Consider the following 555-nt stretch of genomic DNA (forward strand, 5'->3'; position numbering starts at 1 on the left):
GGCGGGCCAGGTAGTAGCGGCCCCGGGTGGCCCAGGCGATCAAGGGCGCGGTCAGGAACGCCGTCACCATCGCCACCACCGCCGAGAACGCCTGTGCCATCGACCCCATCAGGCCCAGGTGGGCCGCCATGGCCAGCGTCGACGCCAGCGCCATGGCCCCCACCCCCACGGGATTGACGTCGTACAGATACGCCCGCTTGAACTCGATGCCACGCGGCGACCAGCCCAAAGGCTTGTTGATGACCAGATCGGCCACCACCGCCATGATCCACGCAATGGCAATGTTGGCATACAGGCCCAGCACATCGCCCAGCGCCTCGAACACGTTCATCTCCATGAGCATGAAGGCGATAGCCGTGTTGAACACCACCCACACCACCCGGCCGGGATGATGGTGGGTCAGCCGGGAGAAGAAATTGCTCCACGCCAAGGAGCCCGCGTAAGCGTTGGTGACGTTGATCTTGAGCTGCGACACCACCACGAACAGCGCCGTGGCCACGACGGCCCAGCCGTGGGGCAACAGGTATTCGTAAGCGGCCAGGTACATCTGGTTCG

1 protein-coding gene is annotated in these 555 nt (G+C 64.7%); it reads right to left on the reverse strand.

What is annotated here, in order from left to right; all coding sequences use genetic code 11:
• Nucleotides 1-555: purine-cytosine permease family protein (locus ML342_RS11700; protein WP_500809973.1), on the reverse strand; the 555-nt coding region annotated here is incomplete at both ends.

Origin of the sequence: Thermomonas alba, from assembly GCF_022419205.1 — a bacterium.
In the GTDB taxonomy this organism is placed as follows: domain Bacteria; phylum Pseudomonadota; class Gammaproteobacteria; order Xanthomonadales; family Xanthomonadaceae; genus Thermomonas; species Thermomonas alba.